This window comes from Streptomyces sp. NPDC057271 (genome assembly GCF_042668715.1).
In the GTDB taxonomy this organism is placed as follows: Bacteria; Actinomycetota; Actinomycetes; order Streptomycetales; family Streptomycetaceae; genus Streptomyces.
Genome location: NZ_JBHUYJ010000006.1, coordinates 112,740 through 129,128, shown reverse-complemented (window position 1 = coordinate 129,128; position 16,389 = coordinate 112,740). Strand labels below are relative to the sequence as shown.

The window sequence follows — 16,389 nt, the reverse complement described above, 5'->3', positions numbered from 1 at the left end:
CGCTCGGGGGTTCGAGGAGTGAGGATTCGGTCGGGGGCCGGTCGGAGACGATCGGAGTCGGTCAGGGGAGCACGACCGCCGGTGTCGTCGGCCAGCTCATCCTGAGGACCCCGCCCTCCTCGCCCGCGCGCACCTCGACGTCGTCCACGAGCCCGCGGATCACCGCGAGACCCATCTCGTCCTCGCCGTCGGCATCGTCGAACTCCTCGACGGGAGCCTCGTCCCGCGCACCGGGGACACCGGCGGCATCGGCCGCCGCCACGCCCGCGCCCGGGACCTCGTCGCCGACCTCGATGGAGAACGTCTTCTCCTCCTCGGTCAGCACGACCTTCACGGGGGTGGTGACCCCGTTGCTCCGGTGGAGCCCGACGGCACGGGAACACGCCTCGCCGACGGCGAGTCTGACCTCGTCGAGGACCGCCTCGTCGACCCCGGCCCGGCGCGCCACCGCGGCCGCCACGAGGCGGGCCGTGCGGACGTGCTCGGGCTGGGCGCTGAAGCGGAGTTCAACGGTGGCCATACGGTCCCCCTAGGAACGTCTGGACGGGCAACTCGGAGGACCGGGCGTGTCGGCCCGGTTCTCCCCTGCATCTTCCGACGCCGGCCGGTCGTCAGTCGGTGGCGTTGACGGCCTCGTCGACCGTGGTGTGGATGGGGAACACCTTGGTCAGACCAGTGATCCGGAAGATCTTGAGAATGCGCTCCTGGTTGCAGACCAGGCGCAACGAGCCCTCGTGCGCGCGCACGCGCTTCAGGCCGCCCACCAGCACGCCGAGGCCGGTCGAGTCGAGAAAGTCCACGCCCTCCATGTCGACAACCAGGTGGTAGCTGCCGTCGTTCACCAACTCGACCAACTGCTCGCGCAGCTTGGGCGCGGTATACACATCAATCTCGCCACCGACCTCGACGACCGTACGGTCGCCACTCGGGCCGGACACATTGCGAGTCGACAGGGACAGGTCCACGGATCCTCCAGCACCTTGCTATCGAGCGGTCGCCCCAAGTCTCCCCGGCGGAGTCGGGGGACGGATCGCCAGCCGCGATGGCATTCAATCACTTACAGGCAGCCATGCACGACGGCTTGGGACCATTGTCCGTCACGCCAGTGACACACTCGGTGTCGATGGCCAAGAATCACCGCCCCAGTCGTCCAGCCGGGGAGACGGGCAACCGCCCCTCTCCCGGCATGGTCCTCGACCGGCTCTCCTCGGGCGAGAGCCGGGCCGCGCGCATCACTCATACGGAGCACTTGCCCGCCAGGGAGGGCCGGCATGCAGTCTGGCCGCATCGCATCCGAACAGAAGTGATCAGCGCGATCCAGGCGGCGGGCATCGAGCACCCCTGGGCCCACCAGGCGGAGGCCGCCGAGCGCGCCCTGGACGGCGAATCCGTGGTGATCGCGACGGGCACCGCCTCGGGCAAGTCGCTGGCCTATCTCGCCCCGGTCCTCACCACGCTCCTGGACGGCTCCGAGGCCGCGAACGGCCGAGGGGCCACCGCGCTGTACCTGGCGCCCACCAAGGCCCTCGCGGCCGACCAGCGCCGTGCCGTCCGTGAGCTTGCGGCCCCGCTCGGCAACCGGATCCGGCCAGCCGTCTACGACGGCGACACGCCGGTCGAGGAGCGCGAGTGGGTCCGCCAGTACGCGAACTACGTGCTGACCAACCCCGACATGCTGCACCGGGGCATCCTCCCGTCCCACCCCAGGTGGTCCTCCTTCCTGCGCTCCCTGCGCTATGTCGTGATCGACGAGTGCCACACCTACCGGGGCGTCTTCGGCTCCCATGTCGCCCAGGTGCTGCGCCGCCTTCGGCGTGTCTGCGCCCGGTACGGCGCGGACCCCGTCTTCCTGCTCGCCTCCGCCACCTCCGCCGAGCCCGCCCTGGCCGCGGGCCGGCTCACCGGTCTGCCGGTCTCGGAGGTCTCGGACGACGCCTCCCCGCGCGGCGAGCTGGTCTTCGCCCTCTGGGAGCCGCCGCTCACCGAGCTCCACGGCGAGCAGGGCGCTCCGGTGCGCCGCACGGCCACCGCCGAGACCGCCGACCTGCTGACCGACCTGACCGTCCAGGGCGTCCGCTCGGTCGCCTTCGTCCGCTCCCGGCGCGGCGCCGAGCTGATCTCGGTCATCGCCCAGGAGCGGCTGGCCGAGGTCGACCGCTCGCTGGCCCGCCGGGTCGCCGCCTACCGGGGCGGCTACCTGCCCGAGGAGCGCCGGGCCCTGGAGCGCGCCCTGCACTCGGGCGAACTCCTCGGCCTTGCCGCCACGACGGCCCTGGAGCTGGGCGTGGACGTCTCCGGACTGGACGCCGTGGTGATCGCCGGGTACCCGGGCACCCGGGCCTCCCTGTGGCAGCAGGCGGGCCGCGCCGGCCGCTCGGGGGAGGGCGCCCTGGCGATCCTGGTCGCCCGCGACGACCCGCTGGACACCTTCCTCGTCCACCATCCCGAGGCGCTGTTCCGGCAGCCGGTCGAGTCGACCGTCCTGGACCCCGACAACCCTTACGTCCTCGCCCCCCATCTGTGCGCCGCGGCGGCCGAGCTACCGCTGACCGACGCCGACCTGGCCCTCTTCGGCCCGGCCGTCCCCGACCTGCTCCCCCAGCTGGAGGACGCCGGACTGCTCCGGAAGCGCTCCACCGGCTGGTACTGGACCCGGCGCGAGCGGGCTGCCGACCTGACCGACATCAGAGGCGGAGGCGGGAGCCCCGTCCAGATCGTGGAGGCCGCCACCGGGCGCCTCCTCGGCACGGTCGACGAGGCCGCCTCGCACACCGCCGTCCACGAGGGCGCCGTCCACCTTCACCAGGGCCGTACGTACCTGGTGAAGACCCTCGACCTGAAGGACTCCGTGGCCCTGGTCGAGGAGGCCGGCCCGCCGTACTCCACCACCGCCCGGGACACCACCTCCATCTCCGTCCTCGAAACCGACACCGAGATCCCCTGGGGCGCCGGCCGCCTCAGCTACGGCTCCGTCGAGGTCACCAACCAGGTCGTCTCCTTCCTGCGCCGCCGCCTGATCACCGGTGAGGTGCTCGGTGAGACCAAGCTCGACCTGCCGCCCCGCACCCTGCGCACCCGGGCCGTGTGGTGGACGGTCACCGAGGACCAGCTGGACGCCGCCCGGATCAACCCGGAGATCCTCGGCGGGGCCCTGCACGCCGCCGAACACGCCTCCATCGGCCTGCTGCCGCTCTTCGCCACCTGCGACCGCTGGGACATCGGCGGCGTGTCCGTGCCGCTCCACCCAGACACCCTGCTGCCCACCGTCTTCGTCTACGACGGCCACCCGGGCGGCGCGGGCTTCGCCGAGCGGGCCTTCCACACCGCCCGCGCCTGGCTGACGGCGACCCGCGAGGCGATCGCCTCCTGCGAGTGCGAGGCGGGCTGCCCGTCCTGCATCCAGTCCCCCAAGTGCGGCAACGGCAACGACCCGCTCCACAAGCGCGGCGCCGTACGCCTGCTCACGGAACTGCTGCGGGAAGCCCCGGCAGAGCCTGAGGAGGCCCCGCCCGCGCCCTGACCGCCGGTGTGTAGGGCCCCAGGCGCACCGCCGCCGTCACGTCCGCGATGTCGCCCCGCACCGAGCAGCGCACCACGGAGGCTCCCTGGGCCCCCGCCACCCGGACCGCCGCCGCGCACGCGGCCTCCTCGCCCCACAGGGCCCGGTCGGCGGCGGCGAGCGCCGCCAGGTCCGCTGCCCCTCCCGCCCGATGCCGGGCCGCCACCGCCTGTCCCAACGCCAGGACCGCCCCGAACACCACGCACAGGGCACAGGCCGCGAAGGCCGTCCAGACCGTCGCCATCCCCCGGTCGCCCCGCGCCGAGGCCGCCCGCCCGCCCGACCCTGGCCGGCTCACGGCGGCGTCACCCCCACCGTGTCCTCGGCGAGCGCCGCCGCCCCGGCGCGCAGCGTGAGCCCCATCCCGCCGGGCCCGGGGGCCGGCGCCTCCACGGTCACCCGCCACAGGTCGCCCGACCGGGTGACCGAGACCCTGGCCCCCTCCGGAGCGGCCGCCCGGGCGGCGGCCTCGGCGCCGGACACCGGTTCCGCCCTCGCCACCGCCCGCGCGCCGGCCCGCGCCGCGTCCACGCACTGGATCTGCGCCGCCGCGGCGCCGAGCGCCCAGACCAGGGCCATGGTGAACACGACCAGCGCGGGGAGGGCCATCGCGGCCTCCACGGTCACGGCACCACGGTCGTCAGAACGGCGCATCGAGCGCCTTGCCGATCACGGACTCCAGTGCGCCCGAGACCGATCCACTGGTGACGATCTTGTACAGCACGGTGGCGAAACCCGCCGCCGCGATCGTGCCCATCGCGTACTCCGACGTGGTCATCCCCGCGTCGCTTCGGGCCGCCCGTCGGGCCCGCCACCACGAGCTCATCCCCTTCATACCAACCCCCATGTGTCGTCGCCGTGTTCGTTCTTGGTCCGTGTTCGTCTGCGTCTTCGCTGTCCGGTCAGGTACGGAGCAGCCCGGTCGCCAGGCCGATCACCACCGGGGCCACTCCCACCGCCAGGAAGGCGGGCAGGAAGCAGAGCCCCACGGGGGCGGTGATCAGCACCTGGGCCCGTTGCGCGCGGGCCGACGCCTTCCGGGCGCGGTCCGCCCGCAGGTCGGCCGCGTGCCTGGTGACGGCCTCGGCGGCGGGCGCACCGGAGGAACCGGCCCGCTCGAGACAGCGGGCCAGGCCCTCCGCGCCCGGTATCGCGCCGAACCTCCGCCACACGTCGGCCGGTTCGCCGCCCAGGCGCAGCTCGGCCGCCGTCCGGGCCAGCTGCTCGCCGACCGGCCCGCCCAGCGACCGTCCGACCGCCTCGGCGGCCTCACCGGGCCCGGCTCCGGCGGACACACAGGCCGCCAACAGATCCGCCGCGAGGGGCAGGTGACGTGCCGACTCCTCCGTTTCGCCAGTCGCCGGCGCACGGCGCGTGCCCCACCGCCAAGCGCCCCACCCTGCCGCGATGGCGGCGAGGACTCCGGCGGGCCCTCCGATCAGCGCCCAGCCGCCGACCGCCGCCGCAAGCGGCACGGCCCCCGTCCGGAGCCAGGGCGGAAGGCCGCGTCCCCGCCGCCCCTCGCGTAATGCCCCGGCCGCCACCAGGGCAACGAGCCGCTTCCGGGTCCGCCGCTCGTTCCGCCGGTCGGTCACGGTCCAGACCGCCCAGGCGACGAGGGCGGCCGCCGCGACCGCCACCCCCAGCCTGTGGACGAACTCCCCCGGGAGACAATCCGCTCCGCTCACACCCGCTCCCCGCCTCGGACGATCCGTGCGGCCCACCACAGGCCCGCCGCTTCCAGGGCCGCCCCGACGGCCAGGCAACCGAGCCCCACCGGCGTGTGGAACAGCACGTACAGCGGGCGGGCGCCCAGCGCCGTACCGAGCACGGTCCCCACCGCGGGCAGCACCGCCAGGACGGCCACCGTCGCCCAGGCCCCGGCCAGTTGGGCCCGCAGCCGCTCCCGCTGGTCGCGGTGATCCCGCAACGACGCCTCAAGCCGGTCGAGGCCCGCGGCCAGTCCCGCGCCGCCGTCGACCGCGACCTGCCAGCAGGCCGCGAGACCCGCCAGCCCGTCCGCGCCGTCCTGTCGCGCGGCGACCCGCAGCGCCTGCGCCACATCGCCGCCGAACCGGGCCGCGGCGACCACCTCGGCCTCCTCCTTCGGCCCGAGCGCCTGCACCGCTCCGACGCCGAAGAGCAGCGCCCGCGCAGGCTGCCGGCCGGCTCTCAACTCGGCCGCGACCGCGCCGCAGAGGGCCACCACCGCGTCCGACCGCGCCTCCCGCTCCCTGCGAAGAGCCCTCGCCCGCAGTCGTCGCCCCGTCAAGGGCACCGCGAGCGCTCCCGCCACCAGTGGCAGTGGCGATTGCCCGAGGACGGCGAGCACCGCCGCCACCGGCAGACAGAGCCAGGCCCGCCGCCCCCGGACGACACCCCACCAGCGCTCGCCGACCGCACGCCACGAGACCTTCATCTTCCCCGGGGCCCCGACACCCGCGAGGACCACCCGCGCCCGGCGAAGGCCACGCTCCCGCTCGGCCACCCGCCAGACCGCGGCTCCCGCGCAGAGAACCGCCGCAACCTGGGCCAGCGCCCACTGCTCGCCCCTCATGACACGCCCCCGATCAGCGACCGCAGCCGCTCCCAGCCGCGCTCGCGCTCGAACCCGGCCGCTCCCCAGCGCAGCGCGGGCACGGTCACCACCAGCCCCTCCCGGTTCCGTTCCAGAACATGGATCTCGGCGATCCGCCTACGGCCCGCCCGGTCCCTGGCGAGATGCAGTACGGCCGAGAGCCCGGCCCCGAGCTGGCTGTGCAGCGCGGCCCGGTCGAGCCCGGCGGCCGTACCGAGGGCTTCGAGGCGGGCCGGTACGTCCGCCGCCGTGTTGGCATGGACCGTTCCCGAACCGCCTTCGTGGCCCGTATTGAGCGCCGCCAGGAGGTCGACGGCCTCACCGCCCCGCACCTCGCCGACCACCAGCCGGTCGGGCCGCATGCGCAGGGCCTGGCGGACCAGGTCCCGCAGGGTCACCAGACCCGCACCCTCCTGGTTCGCCGGCCGCGCCTCCAGGCGCACCACGTGCGGATGGTCGGGCCGCAGCTCGGCCGAGTCCTCGGCGAGGACGATCCGCTCGCGCTCACCGACGAGGCCGAGCAGCGTGGACAGGAGCGTCGTCTTCCCGGAACCCGTGCCGCCGGAGATCAGATACGAGACCCGGGCCTCGATCAGGGCGCGCAGGATCCGCTCCCCTCCGGGCGGGACGGTGCCCGCCTCGGTCAACTCGCCCACGGAGAAGGCCCGCGGGCGCACGACCCGCAGCGACAGGCAGGTCGACCCGACCGCCACCGGGGGCAGGACGGCGTGCATCCGGGTCCCGTCCGGGAGCCGGGCGTCCACCCAGGGCCGGGCGTCGTCCAGCCGGCGGCCGGCGACCGCCGCGAGCCGCTGCGCCAGTCGGCGCACGGCCGGAGCGTCCGCGAAGCGGACCGGGGTGAGTTCGAGACCGGCGCCTCGGTCGACCCAGACCCGGTCGGGGGCCGAGACCAGCACATCGGTGACGGCCGGGTCGGCCAGCAGCGGCTCCAGCGGGCCGCTGCCGATCAGCTCGCACCGCAACGCCTCGGCCGCGCCCAGCACTTCCGTGTCGCCCAGCAGCCGCCCCTGGGCCCGCAGCGCCGCCGCGACCCGCGCGGGCGTGGGCTCGGCACCGCTCTCGGCGAGCCGTTGTCGTACCGCCTCCAGGAGGGCCGCGCCGCCCGCGGTCACGAGGCGGCCTCCGTGGCCAGGGCGCGCTCCCAGAACGCCGTGCAGAACCGGCCGAGCGGTCCGCGCGCCTCGGCGCCCGGCGGCGCTCCGCTGTCGAGCGTGGCCAAGAGGCCTGGTTCGTGGGGAAGTTCTCCGGCAAGCGGCAGCCCGAGGGTGTCCGCGACCCATCGGTCGTCGAGACCCGGCGCGTAGGGCCCGCGCACCACGGCCCGCAGGTCGCGCAGCACCGCACCCGCATGCGCGGCGACCCGGTGGGCGGCCGCGACGGCCCGCAGTTCGCCGGGGACGACGAGGAGTCCGAGATCCAGCTGGGCCAGGGCCTCGTTCACCGCCGCGTCGACCCGGCGGGGCAGGTCCACGACGACGATGCCCCCTCGCCTGCGCGCCGCCGCGAGCACGGAGCGCATGGCCTCGGCCGGCACGAGGACGGAGTCTCCCCGGTCCCAGCTCAGCACGCGCAGCCCGCGCACCGACGGCAGCGACTCCTCCAGGGCGCCGCCGGCGACCCGCCCCTTGGAGGCGACGAAGTCCGGCCACCGCCTGCCTTCGGCGCGCTCCCCGCCGAGCAGGACGTCGAGCCCGCCACCGAGGGGGTCGCCGTCCACGAGCAGGGTGCGCCGCCCGGTCCTGGCTCCCGCCAGCGCGAGCGCACAGGCCAGGGTCGAGGCCCCGGCGCCGCCGCGGCCGCCGATGACCCCGACGGTCAGCGCCTGCTGTCCCGCGCCTTCGGCGGCGTCGGCGATCCGGTCGACCAGCCAGCTTTCGGCGTCGGGCAGCCGCAGCACGCAGTCGGCGCCGATGTCGACCGCGCGCCGCCACACGTCCGGGTCGGGGCCGGCGAGGGGATCGGCGAGCCCGCCGTGGTCCCGCCCGACGAGGATCACCCCCGGCCTGCGCGTCGCGCCGCGGCACCGGGCCGCGGCGTCGTCGCCGACCAGGACGAGCGGGGCCTCGGCCCAGCTCGCGCGGTGCTCCGGCACCGTGTGGTGCACCGCGGGCTCCGCCCCCGCCGCGGCGCAGAGCCGGAGCAGGTCGTCGAGGAGCGCGAGGTCCTCGGTCACGATCAGCGGCCCGTTCGCGCGTCCGCCTCCGCCGGCACCGCCTCCCCGCCCGTCTCCGGCCGGGGAGGAGCGGGCGGTCCGCGCCGCCCCCGAAGCCCTCGCCGTTCCGAATGTCATGGTTCCCGCCACAGCACACGCCCCCTGTCCGGGCGATCCCCTCCCACGCCGGTCGCGCGGCCGAGATCGCCGATTCCTTCCACCCGCGGAGTTCGCGGTCGGAATCACCGTGGCGCCATCCCGGAAATCTTGTGGATCTTGCTCAAAAACTGTGGATAACTCGGCCGTTGTGAATATCCCTGTGCCCCATACCAGCGATACCCGGAGAGCATCCCCACCGCTACGCTGAGTAACTGAACGAGGGCATCACGCCGTCACGGCCGAACGGCCGGCGAGAGGGGGAGACATGAGGGTCCGAGGGACGAAAACGCGTCCGGACATGCGACGACCCCCGCCGGGGGGGAGAGCGGGGGTCGTCTCTCCGGCCGACTCGGGGGGGAGGAGCCGGACCGGGTTAGCACGGTCGCGAACGATCCGTGACTTCCATGGTGTACCCGAGAGCCTTCTCAGGCAAACCCACACGCCCCAGCGTACGCCGAATGGCGGGCACCTATGCTCGGCTCGTGGAAAACCACTCGATGCCGCGCACAGCCGCCTTCTTTGACCTGGACAAGACGGTCATTGCGAAGTCCTCGACGCTGACCTTCAGCAAGTCCTTCTACCAAGGCGGACTGATCAACCGCCGCGCCGTCCTGCGGACGGCGTACATCCAGTTCGTGTTCCTCGTGGGCGGTGCCGACCACGATCAGATGGAGCGGATGCGCCAATATCTTTCCGCGCTCTGCACAGGATGGAACGTCTCGCAGGTCAAGGAGTTGGTCGCCGAGACCCTGCACGAGCTGATCGACCCGATCATCTACGACGAGGCGGCCTCCCTGATCGAGGAGCACCACGCCGCCGGCCGCGACGTCGTGATCGTCTCGACGTCCGGCGCCGAGGTCGTGGAGCCGATCGGCGAGATGCTCGGCGCCGACCGGGTCGTCGCGACCCGGATGGTCGTCGGCGACGACGGCTGCTTCACCGGCGAGGTGGAGTACTACGCCTACGGACCCACCAAGGCGGAGGCCGTCCGGGAGCTCGCGGAGTCGGAGGGCTACGACCTCTCACGCTGTTACGCGTACAGCGACTCGGCCACCGACGTGCCGATGCTGGAGTCCGTCGGCCACCCCTACGCGGTCAATCCCGACCGCGCGCTGCGCCGCGAGGCCACCGCCCGGGACTGGCCGATCCTGCTCTTCGAGAAGCCGGTCCGCCTCAAGCAGCGGCTGCCGGGATTCCGGATGCCGCCGCGCCCCGCACTCCTGGCCGCCGCCGCCGTGGGCGCGGCCGCCGCGACCGCCGGACTGGTCTGGTACGCCAACCGTCGGCGTCACGCGGCCCTTGCCGATCGCTTTGCCCGAATTTGAGGCGAAAGCAAAGAGATGGAGCCAGGACTTTCACTTCCCATCCGACAGGAGTAGAAAGGAATCAGGCCCGCGAGACCTAGGACATCCGAGAGGATCACCTGTTGAGCAAGAAGGCCCCACGGACCACGCACAGAAACTGAGCACCCACGCGACGTCGACCCGTCGATTACGGGCCAGCCGCACCAGGCGATGGGCAAAGTTCCCCGCCTGATGGGCACATATCGAGGACGCTTGGTAACTCGGCGGACGTGCCAGCGGCGGTACCAAGACTGGTACCGCCGCAACCCTGTTCAAGGGGCTTCACACCTCAAGAGGCTTCACACCTCAAGGGGCTTCACGCCCGGGCGACAGGCTCAGGCCGCGCCGCGCTGGAGCGCCTCGCAGACGGCCGTCGACTCGCGCACACCCAGCTCCACTGCCCGGCCGCAGTGGGCGATCCACGCGGCCATGCCCTCCGGGGTCCCCGACAGGTACCCCTCGAAGGCGGCGACGTACGCCGCCCGGCCCTGCTCCGCGTGGCCGACCTCGGCCGGACAGATCGACTTCGGGTCCAGACCGCTGCCGATCAGCACGATCCGCTCGGCGGCCCGGGCGATCAGCCCGTTGTACGAGGTGAACGGACGAAGCGCCAGCAGTTCGCCGTGCACCACGGCCGCCGTCACGAGCGCCGGGGCCGTACCGCCTGCGATGATCAGCTCCGAGAGCCCGTCGAGCCGCCCCGCGACCTCGGCCGGGTCCGGCAGCTGCGCCTCGATCAGCGGCTCGTCGACCGACTCACCGGCCTGCCGGGGCCTGCCGACCGAGTCACCGGCCGCGCCCGCCCCACCCCGCGCCGCGGCGAGCGCAGCGTCGCCGACCGCGACCAGATGCAGCCGGGCGAGCACCCGCAGCGGCGACTGGCGCCAGATGGAGAGCAGCTGGCCTGCCTCGGCGCCGAGCCTCAGGGCCGCGCCCACGGTCCGCGCCTCGGCGTCGCCGCCGAAGTCGGTGCGCCGGCGGACCTCCTCCAGGGCCCAGTCGGCCCCGGAGAGCGCGGCCGAGCCGCGCGCCCCGCGCAGGGCGGCCTCGGAGGTGATCTCGTTGCTGCGGCGCCGCATCACGCGGTGGCCGTAGACCCGGTCGACGGCCTTGCGTACGGAGTCCACCGAGTCGGCGACGCCCGGCAGGGAGCCGAGGGCGGCCAGGGGGTCAGAGGCGTTCGTACTCATAAGTAGCGAGGCTACGCGCCCCCGGCGCCCGCCCCACGTTGGAGTGGTCTTCTTCACGGACCCCGGCCACGCGACGCGATCGTGCCGCTACGCTTCGTGAACATGAAGATCGCTTTCGTAGGGAAGGGCGGCAGCGGGAAGACCACGCTGTCCTCGCTCTTCATCCGCCATCTCGCCGCCAACGAAGCTCCCGTCCTCGCCGTGGACGCCGACATCAACCAGCATCTCGGGGTCGCGCTCGGGCTCGACGAGATCCAGGCGGCGAGACTGCCCGCGATGGGCGCGCAGCTGCCGCTGATCAAGGACTACCTGCGCGGCTCGAACCCGCGGATCGCCTCCGCCGACTCGATGATCAAGACGACGCCGCCCGGCGAGGGTTCGCGGCTGCTCCGGGTCCGCGAGGACAACCCGGTCTACGAGGCGTGCGCACGGACCGTACGTCTCGACGACGGCGAGATCCGGCTCATGGCGACGGGGCCTTTCACGGAGTCGGACCTCGGGGTGGCCTGCTACCACTCCAAGGTGGGCGCCGTGGAGCTGTGCCTGAACCACCTGGTCGACGGGGTGGACGAGTACGTGGTCGTCGACATGACGGCGGGCTCGGACTCCTTCGCCTCGGGGATGTTCACCCGCTTCGACGTGACGTTCCTGGTCGCCGAGCCGACCCGTAAGGGGGTGTCGGTCTACCGCCAGTACAAGGAGTACGCGCGGGACTTCGGAGTCGTCCTCAAGGTCATCGGCAACAAGGTGCAGGGCCAGGACGACATGGACTTCCTGACCGACGAGGTGGGCGACGACCTGCTGGTGACGGTGGGCCATTCGGACTGGGTCCGGGGCATGGAGAAGGGCCGTCCTGCCCGCTTCGAGCTGCTCGAGGTGGACAACCGGATGGCGCTCCAGGCGCTGCAGAACGCGGCGGACGACTCGTACGCGCACCGCGACTGGGAGCGGTACACACGCCAGATGGTCCACTTCCACCTGAGGAACGCGGAGAGCTGGGGCAACGCCAAGACCGGGGTCGACCTGGCGGCCCAGATCGACCCCGGCTTCGTTCTCGGCGAGGCCCTGCCGGTACCCCAGCCCGGCTGACGACGACCCGACGGACGACTGCCCGGCGGACGCCTGCCCGACGGACGGCTACCCGGCTGACGACGACCCCGCGGACGACGACCCAGCTGACGACGACCCGGCGGACGACGACCGGTCGCGGTCGAAGGTGTCGGTCAGTCCCGCGCGGCGGCGGGCTGCTTCACGGCCGGCTGGGGCTGGGTGAGGGGCTGCGGGGCGGCCAGGAAGGCCGCCCAGCCGCCCTTCGGGGCCTCTCCGACCTTCAGGGTCCGCATCTTCGCGATCACCGTCGGGTCCTGGGCGTCCAGCCAGTCCGCGAGCTGCCGGAAGGACACGCACTTCACGTCCTTCTGCACGCAGACCGTGGCGATGGTCTCCTCGACGGCGCGCATGTACGTGCCACCGTTCCAGGACTCGAAGTGGTTGCCGATGATCACCGGCGCCCGGTTGCCGTGGTACGAGCGGTTGAAGGCCTGCACCAGGCCGTCACGCATCTGGTTGCCCCAGTACTCGTGCATGTTCGGGTCGCCCTGCGTCTTGGCGCCCGACTGGTTGACCATGAAGTTGTAGTCCATGGCGAGCGTCTGGAACTGGCGGCCGGGCACCGGCACCAGGTGCATCGACAGGTCCCACAGACCGTGGTCCTTCTCGGGCCAGATCTGGTCGTTGACGCCGCTGGTGTCGTAGCGGAAGCCCAGCTCGGACGCGGCCTTCACGAAGTTCTCGCGACCCTCCAGGCACGGCGTGCGGGCGCCGACCAGCTCCTTGTCGTAGTCGAAGGGGAGCGGCTCCTCGGCGGCAAGGCCGGAGTTCGTCTTCCAGTTCTTCACGAAGGACTTGGCCTGGCGGATCTCGCTCTTCCAGTCCTCGACCGACCAGTTGCCGACCCCGCTCTCCGGCCCGCAGAAGTGGCCGTTGAAGTGCGTGCCGACCTCGTTGCCCTCCTGCCAGGCGCCGCGCAGCTCCCGGACGGTGGCGCGGATGCCCTCGGTGTCGTTGAAGCCGATGTCCGAGCTGCCGGGGTTGTGCTGCGGCGGGTCGTAGAGCTTCCGCTTCTCCTCGGGGAGCAGGTACACGCCACTGAGGAAGTACGTCATCGTCGCGTCGTACTTCTGGCCGACCTTGCGGAAGTGGGAGAAGAGCTTCTGGCTGTCCTCCCCCGCTCCGTCCCAGGAGAACACCACGAACTGCGGGGGCTTCTCACCCGGCTTCAGCTTCTGCCAGACCGGCTGGCGGGGCTGGGCGCCGGTGAAGGCGGTGGAGCCGTCGCCGATCAGGCGCACCGCGTTCGGCGGCGCCGCGACGGGCTTCTTCGCCCCGGCGGCGTCCTCGGGCCTGGCCGGCTGCCCGGACTCCGAGCACCCCGCGAGCCCGGTGATCAGGGCGACGGCGAGGGCACCGGCGGCGAGTGCCCTTCTGCGGACAGTGGTGGTCCTTCTCCGGGCGGCTGACATGCGCCCACCTCTCCTCGGATTCCGTACGGCTGCGAGCGGCGTCAACCTCGCACCACGGAGGCCGGAATGATGAAACGACAAGCGGAGTGGGCCGCCCCTGTCACCCCAATCGGTGAAACATTGCCCTGTTTGCCCCGAAAATAATGCCGCAGTCTTTACTCTCCATTACGATCCATTTACCGAGCGTTGATACTCGCTCGGCCATCCCGCCACTGCACGCCGTGACCCAGCCGCGCCCGCGCTGCCCCGGAGGAGACGGGAAACATGACCCTCTGTCCCCCGCCCGACCGCACCACGAACCGGCCCGACACCCAGCGGCCCCACAGCCCGCCGGACGACCCCGGTCGCCGCCGCCTCCCCATCGCGGCCGCCGACCTGTCGGCGTCGATCTCCGTATTCCTGATCGCGCTGCCCCTCTCCCTGGGCATCGCACTCGCCACCGGAGCCCCGCTCCAGGCCGGACTGGTCGCCGCCGCCGTGGGCGGCCTCGTCGCCGGCCGGCTCGGCGGCGCGCCACTCCAGGTCAGCGGCCCCGCCGCCGGCCTGACCGTGGTCACCGGCGAGCTGATCCAGCTCTACGGCTGGCGCACCACCTGCGCCATCACCGTCCTCGCCGGACTCGCCCAACTCGGCCTCGCCGCACTGCGGGTGGCCCGCTCCGCACTCGCGGTCTCCCCCGCGATCGTGCACGGCATGCTCGCCGGCATCGGCGTGACCATCGCCGTCGCCCAGCTGCACATCGTGCTCGGCGGCACGCCGCAGATCTCCACCCTGGACAACGTCCTCGGTCTGCCCGCCCAATTGGCCGCCCACCATCCGGCCGCACTCTCCATCAGCGCCCTGACCGTCGCCGTGCTGCTGATCTGGCCACGGCTTCCCGGGCGCGCGGGACGGTTCGTACGGAAGCTCCCGGGGGCTCTCGTCGCCGTGGCCGCGGCGACGGCGCTCGCCGCGTTCGCGGGGCTCGCCGTCCCCCGCGTCGATCTCCCCTCCTGGAGCAGCCACGCCCTGCCCGGACTGCCGGAGGGACCGGTGCTCGGCATCGCGGCCGGCGTCCTCACCATCACACTGGTCACGAGCGTGCAGTCGCTGCTCTCCGCCGTCGCCGTCGACAAGCTCGTGGCGGCCCGCGCCGACGACGGAGACCGCGGCGGCCAGGGCCCCAGCGTGCCCCGCTCACGTCTCGACCGCGAACTCGCGGGCCAGGGAGCGGCCAACGTCGTCTCCGGTGCGCTCGGGGGGCTGCCGGTGGCCGGCGTCGCGGTGCGCAGCGTCGCCAACGTCTCCGCGGGCGCCGTCAGCCGCAACTCCACGATGCTGCACGGGCTGTGGATCGTGCTGGCCGCGCTCCTCTTCGTCCCGGCCCTCGACCTGATCCCGCTGCCCGCGCTCGCCGCCCTCGTGATGGTGGTCGGCATCCAGATGGTGAGCATCACCCACATTCGCACCGTCACGCGGCACCGCGAGATCCTCGTGTACGCGGTGACGCTGAGCGGTGTCGTGCTGGTCGGCCTCCTGGAGGGCGTCGCGCTCGGGATCGCGGTGGCCGTCGCCGTCGCGATGCACCGTCTCGCCAAGACCCGCATCACGCTCGAGGAGCACGACGGCCGCCACCTGGTGCGCGTCCGCGGACAGCTGACCTTCCTCGCCGTACCCCGGCTCAGCCGGGCCCTGCACCAACTTCCGCCAGGAGCCCGGGTGGTCGTCGAGCTGGACGGGTCCTTCATGGACCACGCAGCGTACGAGACGTTGCGCGACTGGCAGGCAAGTTCTCTACGGCACGGCGGCGAGGTCGAGATCACCGGACCCGCCGGCGCCCGGATCACCGAACCGGACTCCGCGTCACACGCCTGCTGCCGCCCCTGGACCCCCTGGCGCAACCACCATTGCGGCGAGCCCCACCCCGCCGACGGGACTCGGCGGCCGACAGGGCATCAACTGGCGAGAGGTATCGGCAAGTTTCAGCGCAACACGGCCCCTCTCGTACGGGACGAACTCGCGCGCCTCGCCCGCGAGGGCCAGCGCCCCTCGCAGCTCTTCCTCACCTGCGCAGACTCCCGGCTGGTCACGAGCATGATCACCTCCAGCGGGCCGGGCGACCTCTTCACCGTACGGAACGTGGGCAATCTGGTTCCGCTGCCGGGTGAGGAGAGCGGGGACGACTCGGTGGCCGCGGCGATCGAGTACGCGGTGGAGGTTCTGCGCGTCCAGTCGATCACCGTCTGCGGGCACTCCGGCTGCGGTGCGATGCAGGCCCTGCTGAACAGCGCACCCGGACCGGACGCCTCCCAGAGCCCGCTGCGGCGCTGGCTGCGCCACGGGCGGCCCAGCCTGGATCGGATGGGCAGCCGCCGACACGCCTGGGCCCGGATCTCGGGCCGGCTGCCGGCCGACGCGGTCGAGCAGCTCTGCCTGACCAACGTGGTCCAGCAGTTGGAGCATCTGCGGGCGTACGAGTCGGTGGCCCGGCGACTCGCCGAGGGCACGCTGACGCTCCATGGGATGTACTTCCACGTCGGCGAGGCGCAGGCGTATCTGCTGGCCGGTCCGGACGAGCAGCACCGCTACGACGACGTCTTCGACCTCGTCCCGCCGTCCATCGCACCGGCCGACGACCGGGCCGCACCGACCGGGACCCGCGGCGGGCCGGCCGACGTACCGGCCGGAGCACCGGCCGAGGCGCTGTCCGGCGCACTCCCGGGCTCGCTCTCCGACGTCCTGGCCGCCCCGCCCACCGACGCGCCCGCCGACGCGCCCGCCGAGTGCGGCAGCCGGACGGCAGCGGCCGGGGACCGGCTCGCGCCGACCATGATCAAGAATCGGACGCGGGCTCGCGCGTCCTGAACCTTCCCTCCCTCACGTCCG

At 73.1% G+C, this 16,389-nt stretch carries 15 protein-coding genes; 4 read left to right on the top strand and 11 right to left on the bottom strand.

Annotated features, from left to right (window positions below; all coding sequences use genetic code 11):
* Nucleotides 1-61: 61 nt before the first annotated feature.
* Together ACFUJR_RS05085 and ACFUJR_RS05080 are read right to left on the bottom strand one after the other, a co-directional pair.
* Nucleotides 62-520, bottom strand: a complete 459-nt coding sequence (locus ACFUJR_RS05085) for an ATP-binding protein (protein ID WP_383171181.1) — start codon at nt 518-520, stop codon at nt 62-64.
* A gap of 91 nt (nt 521-611) precedes the next feature.
* Nucleotides 612-965, bottom strand: coding sequence for an STAS domain-containing protein (locus ACFUJR_RS05080; protein ID WP_137988538.1), 354 nt, complete (start codon nt 963-965; stop codon nt 612-614).
* Between the two features lie 77 nt (nt 966-1,042).
* Between ACFUJR_RS05080 and ACFUJR_RS05075 the strand changes: the two genes are divergently transcribed.
* Nucleotides 1,043-3,520: a DEAD/DEAH box helicase gene (locus tag ACFUJR_RS05075; RefSeq protein WP_383171177.1), complete on the top strand. Its 2,478-nt coding sequence runs from the start codon at nt 1,043-1,045 to the stop codon at nt 3,518-3,520.
* On the opposite strand, the gene ACFUJR_RS05070 is transcribed toward ACFUJR_RS05075, so the two are convergent.
* The 7 genes from ACFUJR_RS05070 to ssd are packed head-to-tail and all read right to left on the bottom strand — an operon-like array spanning nt 3,462 to nt 8,448.
* Nucleotides 3,462-3,857 carry an Rv3654c family TadE-like protein gene (locus tag ACFUJR_RS05070; RefSeq protein ID WP_383171175.1) on the bottom strand — a complete coding sequence of 132 codons (396 nt, stop codon included), beginning with the start codon at nt 3,855-3,857 and terminating at the stop codon, nt 3,462-3,464. The genes ACFUJR_RS05075 and ACFUJR_RS05070 overlap by 59 nt on opposite strands.
* Entirely contained in the window at nt 3,854-4,186 is a 333-nt protein-coding gene (locus ACFUJR_RS05065) for a TadE family type IV pilus minor pilin (protein WP_383171173.1), read from the bottom strand. Before ACFUJR_RS05065 ends, ACFUJR_RS05070 begins: the two co-directional genes overlap by 4 nt.
* Nucleotides 4,187-4,199: 13 nt before the next feature.
* Nucleotides 4,200-4,406 (bottom strand): DUF4244 domain-containing protein, encoded by a 207-nt coding sequence (locus ACFUJR_RS05060; RefSeq protein ID WP_383171170.1) that lies wholly within the window; start codon nt 4,404-4,406, stop codon nt 4,200-4,202.
* Nucleotides 4,407-4,461: 55 nt separating this feature from the next.
* Nucleotides 4,462-5,247, bottom strand: coding sequence for a type II secretion system F family protein (locus ACFUJR_RS05055; protein WP_383171168.1), 786 nt, complete (start codon nt 5,245-5,247; stop codon nt 4,462-4,464).
* Nucleotides 5,244-6,116: a type II secretion system F family protein gene (locus tag ACFUJR_RS05050; RefSeq protein WP_383171165.1), complete on the bottom strand. Its 873-nt coding sequence runs from the start codon at nt 6,114-6,116 to the stop codon at nt 5,244-5,246. The genes ACFUJR_RS05055 and ACFUJR_RS05050 overlap by 4 nt, the downstream gene beginning before the upstream one ends.
* A complete protein-coding gene (locus tag ACFUJR_RS05045; RefSeq protein WP_383450223.1) occupies nt 6,113-7,270 on the bottom strand; it encodes a TadA family conjugal transfer-associated ATPase in 1,158 nt (385 codons plus the stop codon). Before ACFUJR_RS05045 ends, ACFUJR_RS05050 begins: the two co-directional genes overlap by 4 nt.
* Nucleotides 7,267-8,448 (bottom strand): septum site-determining protein Ssd, encoded by a 1,182-nt coding sequence (gene ssd / locus ACFUJR_RS05040; protein ID WP_383171162.1) that lies wholly within the window; start codon nt 8,446-8,448, stop codon nt 7,267-7,269. The genes ACFUJR_RS05045 and ssd overlap by 4 nt, the downstream gene beginning before the upstream one ends.
* Before the next feature lie 479 nt (nt 8,449-8,927).
* Here ssd and ACFUJR_RS05035 point away from each other — a divergent pair, with 479 nt between their 5' ends.
* The gene (locus tag ACFUJR_RS05035) at nt 8,928-9,794 is read left to right on the top strand and encodes an HAD family hydrolase (RefSeq protein WP_383171160.1); all 867 of its coding nucleotides are present in this window, start codon (nt 8,928-8,930) and stop codon (nt 9,792-9,794) included.
* A gap of 353 nt (nt 9,795-10,147) precedes the next feature.
* Here ACFUJR_RS05035 and ACFUJR_RS05030 read toward each other — a convergent pair whose 3' ends face one another.
* A complete protein-coding gene (locus ACFUJR_RS05030; protein ID WP_383171157.1) occupies nt 10,148-11,002 on the bottom strand; it encodes an oxidoreductase in 855 nt (284 codons plus the stop codon).
* A gap of 102 nt (nt 11,003-11,104) precedes the next feature.
* Here ACFUJR_RS05030 and ACFUJR_RS05025 point away from each other — a divergent pair, with 102 nt between their 5' ends.
* On the top strand, nt 11,105-12,091 hold the full coding sequence (locus ACFUJR_RS05025; protein ID WP_383171154.1) for an ATP-binding protein: 987 nt from the start codon (nt 11,105-11,107) through the stop codon (nt 12,089-12,091).
* Nucleotides 12,092-12,225: 134 nt separating this feature from the next.
* On the opposite strand, the gene ACFUJR_RS05020 is transcribed toward ACFUJR_RS05025, so the two are convergent.
* Nucleotides 12,226-13,524, bottom strand: coding sequence for a hypothetical protein (locus ACFUJR_RS05020; protein ID WP_383171151.1), 1,299 nt, complete (start codon nt 13,522-13,524; stop codon nt 12,226-12,228).
* Between the two features lie 264 nt (nt 13,525-13,788).
* On the opposite strand from ACFUJR_RS05020, the gene ACFUJR_RS05015 reads away from it, so the two are divergent.
* Nucleotides 13,789-16,368 carry a bifunctional SulP family inorganic anion transporter/carbonic anhydrase gene (locus tag ACFUJR_RS05015; protein ID WP_383171149.1) on the top strand — a complete coding sequence of 860 codons (2,580 nt, stop codon included), beginning with the start codon at nt 13,789-13,791 and terminating at the stop codon, nt 16,366-16,368.
* Nucleotides 16,369-16,389 lie beyond the last annotated feature (21 nt).

Excerpts from the sequence above, each read along its gene's own strand:
- ssd (WP_383171162.1), bottom strand. The coding sequence starts at position 8,448 with ATGACATTCGGAACGGCGAGGGCTTCGGGGGCGGCGCGGACCGCCCGC.
- ACFUJR_RS05085 (WP_383171181.1), bottom strand. The coding sequence starts at position 520 with ATGGCCACCGTTGAACTCCGCTTCAGCGCCCAGCCCGAGCACGTCCGC.
- ACFUJR_RS05050 (WP_383171165.1), bottom strand. The coding sequence starts at position 6,116 with ATGAGGGGCGAGCAGTGGGCGCTGGCCCAGGTTGCGGCGGTTCTCTGC.
- ACFUJR_RS05035 (WP_383171160.1), top strand. The coding sequence starts at position 8,928 with ATGGCGGGCACCTATGCTCGGCTCGTGGAAAACCACTCGATGCCGCGC.
- ACFUJR_RS05030 (WP_383171157.1), bottom strand. The coding sequence starts at position 11,002 with ATGAGTACGAACGCCTCTGACCCCCTGGCCGCCCTCGGCTCCCTGCCG.
- ACFUJR_RS05015 (WP_383171149.1), top strand. The coding sequence starts at position 13,789 with ATGACCCTCTGTCCCCCGCCCGACCGCACCACGAACCGGCCCGACACC.
- ACFUJR_RS05020 (WP_383171151.1), bottom strand. The coding sequence starts at position 13,524 with ATGTCAGCCGCCCGGAGAAGGACCACCACTGTCCGCAGAAGGGCACTC.
- ACFUJR_RS05075 (WP_383171177.1), top strand. The coding sequence starts at position 1,043 with ATGGCATTCAATCACTTACAGGCAGCCATGCACGACGGCTTGGGACCA.
- ACFUJR_RS05025 (WP_383171154.1), top strand. The coding sequence starts at position 11,105 with ATGAAGATCGCTTTCGTAGGGAAGGGCGGCAGCGGGAAGACCACGCTG.
- ACFUJR_RS05060 (WP_383171170.1), bottom strand. The coding sequence starts at position 4,406 with ATGGGGGTTGGTATGAAGGGGATGAGCTCGTGGTGGCGGGCCCGACGG.